This is a genomic window from uncultured Acetatifactor sp. (assembly GCF_948601915.1).
GTDB lineage: Bacteria > Bacillota > Clostridia > Lachnospirales > Lachnospiraceae > Acetatifactor.
Genome location: NZ_CAPDXS010000234.1, coordinates 1 through 4,743 on the forward strand (window position 1 = coordinate 1; position 4,743 = coordinate 4,743).

Genomic DNA, 4,743 nt, shown 5'->3' on the forward strand with positions numbered 1-4,743 from the left:
AGGGGGAGCGGCAGACGGGCATGCAGAGGAGGGCATTTATGGGTTACCGGAAAAACGAAAAACGAAATATTGATGCAATGCACGCGGAAAAACAAGAATTAGAACTATATTTCCATATCCCGTTCTGTATCAGAAAATGCCTTTACTGCGATTTCCTGTCTGCCCCGGCAGACAGGGAGACCATCGGAAGGTATATGGAAGCGCTTCTCGCCGAGACGGAGGGAAGCGCTCTTTCCTATATGGATCATAGGGTGCCAACTGTGTTCATCGGCGGCGGCACGCCCTCTGTGGCTGCGGTGGAGGACATAGAGCGGCTGCTGGCATCTGTGGGAAGGCTCTATCGGCTGGACAGGGACGCGGAGATTACCATAGAGGTCAATCCGGGGACGATCTGTGGCGAGACGCTGTTCCGTCTCCGGGCGGCTGGCGTCAACCGGCTGAGCATCGGCCTGCAGTCCGCCGACGACAGGGAGTTGGCGGTCATCGGCAGGATTCATACCTGGAAGCAGTTCCTGGACACTTACCGGGCGGCCAGGAAGGCGGGCTTTGAGAACATCAATGTGGACATCATGAGCGCGCTTCCCGGCCAGACCCTGGCGGGGTACAGGCAGACCTTGGAGCGGATCCTCTCCCTGGAGCCGCCGCCGGAGCACATCTCCGCCTACAGCCTGATTCTGGAGGAGGGGACGCCTCTTTTTGAGAGATATGAAGAGGGGAGCCTGGACATCCCCGATGAGGACACGGACAGGGGGATGTATGAGTTGACACAGGAGATTCTGGCGGAGAGAGGGTATCGGCGCTATGAGATATCCAATTATGCCAGGGAGGGCTATGAATGCCGCCACAACTGCGGCTACTGGAGGAGGCGAAGCTATCTGGGATTCGGCCTTGGGGCGGCTTCCCTGGTGGCCAATGTCCGGTTCCGCAACGGGGCGGATCTGCGGGCTTATCTGGCCGATCCCCTGGGCTGCCGGGAGGAGGAGCAGATTTTAAGCCGACAGGAGCAGATGGAGGAGTTCATGTTCCTGGGGCTGCGCATGAGGTCAGGCATAAGCTGCGGGGAGTTCAGGCAGCTGTTCGGGCAGGGCATAGAGGAAATATATGGGGATGTGATTGACAAGAACATCCGGGACGGTCTGCTGGAGCTCTGGCCGGAGGGGGAAGGTGCGGGAGGGTCCCTCAGGAGGCCGGGAGGAAGGGAAGACAGAGGGTACATGTCCGCACAGGATGGGCAGGATCGCCGACATGAGAGAGGGCATGTCCGGACAGGGAGGCTGGCCCTGACGGAAAAGGGACTGGATCTGAGCAACTATGTGATGGCACAATTTTTGCTGTAGGAGGCCTGGCGAGAAAAATCGCCTCTTTTTGACAGGCACCATGGACGATACCGCCACATAAACTATGGTAAGAGTAATCCATGGGGGTTGGCTTGGAGACTTTTCAAAAACCATTGACTCAGGAGGAAGAGGCCGAATATATCCGACTGCTGCGGGATGGTTCCCCTGAGGAGGCCCAGCGGGCGCAGAAGATTCTGGTGGAGCGGAACCTGCGCCTGGTGGTTCATATCGCAAAAAAGTATCAGAATGTGGACGAGGATATAGAGGACTTCATCTCCATCGGCTGCATCGGACTGATCAAAGCCATCCGGACATTTGACGAAAAAAAGGGGCGGCTCGCCACTTATGCCTGCAGGTGCATAGAGAACGAGCTGCTGATGTTCCTGCGGGGAAAGAAGAAATCCTCCAGGGAAGTATCCCTCTTCGAACCCATCGGACAGGACAAGGAAGGGAACGAGATCCATCTGGTGGACGTGATAGAGCAGAACCAGCCGGACATCGTGGAGAGCATGGAGCTGAGCGGGAATATCCGGCGCCTGTTCGTCCTGATGGACGCCAATCTGACCCAGAGGGAGCGGCAGATCCTCATCATGCGCTACGGCCTCTACGGGAACCGGGAGGTGACCCAGAGCGAGATCGGCACGCGGCTGGGGATATCCAGGAGCTACCCATCTGTTATTATAGGGATAAAGTTAGGAAAACCATTAAATGGTCTACGGCTTTATCCCTATTTTTATACCCTGTTTACCCAACCCAAACTACCCAAACACATCTTACCACAAAATACCGTTCTGGTATACCGTTAAGTCTGGAAAAACGGACAAGAAAACGAAAGGAGAGCGAAAATGGCAAAAATTATAGCTGTAATGAACGAGAAAGGCGGTGTGGGAAAATCAGCCACTGCCACCACGCTGGCCTATCTGCTGGCAAAGAGAGGAAAGCGGACGGCTCTGATTGATTTTGACGGCCAGGGGCATTCCAGCATCATCTATGGAGTAAAGAATATCAACAAGCTGGAGATAACAATCAACACGCTGTTGCGGAAAATCATGGAGGACGAGCCTTTGCCGAAGCCGGACAGCTATGTGATAAAGCATGAGAGCGGCGTGGAGGTGATTCCGTCCAATTCCCAGCTTTTCACGCTGGAACGGAACCTGTGCAACGTGGACTTCCGGGAGCGGATACTGTCCCAGTATGTAGATACCATCCGGGACAGATACCAGTACATAATCCTGGACTGTATGCCCCAGATGGGGACTCCCATGATCAACGTGATGATGTGCGCGGACAGCATCATTGTCCCCACACAGGCAGAATTATTGTCCACGCAGGGGCTGGCGGAGCTGCTCCGGCATTACCAGGTCATCCGAAAGAACAGCAACCACAGGCTGCGGATTGAGGGCATCCTTATCACCATGGATTCCCCCAATACCATCGTGTCGGCCCAGGTCAGGCAGCTGATAGAGCAGGGCTTTGCAGGAGCGGTGCCAATCTTCAAGACCCATATCCCCCGCTCCATCAAGGTAGCGGAGGCAGTGCTGTACCACAAGACCATCTGCGAGTTCATGCCGAACAATCCGGCGGCGCTGGCCTATGAAAGATTTGCGGACGAGCTTTTGGAAAATGAGCAGAGGGAGGTGCAGGCAGTTGGGTAAGCCAAGAGTCAACCTGGAAGATTTCAGCGATATGCTGCATTTTGATGCAGAGCAGGAAAAAGCGGTTACGGACATTCCGGCTGCGGCATCTGCACAGGGGGAGGCTTCGGAACCGGGAGGCATCCTGGAAATGGACTTTGCGCAGATGGAGCCGTTTCCCAGCCACAAGTTCAAGCTGTACGAGGGACAGCAGCTTGCCGACATGGTGGAGAGCATCCGGCAGTTCGGCATCCTGCTCCCCATCATCCTCTGGCATAATGAAGAGGGTAGATACATCATCTTAAGTGGTCACAACCGCCACAATGCCGCCCTGCTTGCAGGGCTGTCCAAAGGCCCGGTCATCATAAAGGAGAACCTGACCTATGATGAAGCCGTGCTGATTGTGACGGAGACCAATCTCCGGCAGCGCTCCTTTGGGGACATGAGCCATTCCGAGAGGGCATACTGCCTTGCCCAGCACTATGAGGCATTGAAGTCACAAGGCAGGAGAAATGACCTTTTGGAAGAGATAGAAATGCTCTTGAACCCGCATGAATCCAAGGAAAATCCAACTTCTGTTCAAGTTGAACAGAAGTTGGAAAGCCGGGAGAAAGTTGGACAGGAATATGGTCTGTCAGCATCCAAAGTTGGACGTTATATAAAGATTGCGACATTGATAGAACCGTTGCTTATGCGTGTAGACACTGGCGAAATCCCATTCCTTGCCGCATACGACCTGTCCTTTATCGAGGACACAGACCGGCAGCGCCAGATAGCGGAACTGATGGAGAGCGACAATTACAAGATAGACATGAAAAAGGCGGAGCTTCTCCGCAGCTACTACGAAACCGGAAAGCTGAATGACACAAGCACCGTCCAGATACTTTCCGGCGAGAAAACACGGAAACCAAAAAACAATAAGCCGCAGCCCTTTAAGGTGAAACAGGCGGTGATCACCAAATACTTCACCGCAGGCCAGAGCGCCAAAGAGATCGAGGACACCATAGACCGGGCGCTGGCATTGTACTTTGAAAACATGCATATTCCCGAAGAACAGGGGGAGCGATACCCGGATGAATAAGCAGCCGGATATGGCCACAGGGCTTATGTGCCGGAGGGACATGCGTAACATGAATGAGAGAGGGAGGGGAACAGCTTGAGCAGAGCGACCAGTCTAGCAGACCTTTACAGAGCGTCCGTACAGGAGTATACCAGAACACCGGCAGAGTGGAAAGGCCTGCTGGCCTGTGTCGCAAGGTTCTACAAGCGCTCCTTTGACAATGCGGTGCTGATCTACGCGCAGAAGCCTGACGCCACCCAGCTGGGAACCTTTGACGAGTGGCATGACAGGCGGGTGGGGCGCAGCATCAACCGGGGAGCCAGAAGCATAGCGGTCATCGACATGGTAAACCCCAATGCCAGCATCAAGTACCTCTTCGACTTCATGGATACCAACGGCAGCGTCCAGTCCTACCGGAACCTGCAGCAGCTCCTGTGGGAACTGGAGGAACAGTACCGCCCCAGTGTCATGATGCGGTTCCATGAGAAATATAATACCCCCACATCCGGCATAGGCGCCTGCCTGTACCATCTGGTGAGCAGACGGGTGAGGGACTGGCTTTTACCCTACATGGAAAATTTCAGGGTAAGGGACGAGGAAAGCCCTCTCCACGGAATGCCGGAGGATGCGGTCAAAGCGGAGTTTATGGGGCTGGTGGAATTATACTCAGCATTCCATAATGCTAATCATTTATAGGAATGCTGAGTAATTC

General features: G+C 54.4%; 5 protein-coding genes. All 5 read left to right on the forward strand.

The features are described from left to right. The coding region (gene hemW / locus Q2B33_RS23300) for a radical SAM family heme chaperone HemW (RefSeq protein ID WP_330691421.1) at positions 1–1,337 on the forward strand (1,337 nt) is incomplete at its 5' end. 92 nt (positions 1,338–1,429) lie between these two features. Next, complete coding sequence (locus Q2B33_RS23305) at positions 1,430–2,143, forward strand: sigma-70 family RNA polymerase sigma factor (RefSeq protein ID WP_300565125.1); 714 nt, start codon at positions 1,430–1,432, stop codon at positions 2,141–2,143. Positions 2,144–2,182: 39 nt separating this feature from the next. Further along, positions 2,183–2,992: a ParA family protein gene (locus Q2B33_RS23310; protein WP_300564982.1), complete on the forward strand. Its 810-nt coding sequence runs from the start codon at positions 2,183–2,185 to the stop codon at positions 2,990–2,992. Further along, positions 2,985–4,052: a ParB N-terminal domain-containing protein gene (locus Q2B33_RS23315; protein WP_300564980.1), complete on the forward strand. Its 1,068-nt coding sequence runs from the start codon at positions 2,985–2,987 to the stop codon at positions 4,050–4,052. Before Q2B33_RS23310 ends, Q2B33_RS23315 begins: the two co-directional genes overlap by 8 nt. Before the next feature lie 75 nt (positions 4,053–4,127). Further along, a complete protein-coding gene (locus Q2B33_RS23320; protein ID WP_300564978.1) occupies positions 4,128–4,727 on the forward strand; it encodes a hypothetical protein in 600 nt (199 codons plus the stop codon). Positions 4,728–4,743: the final 16 nt, after the last annotated feature.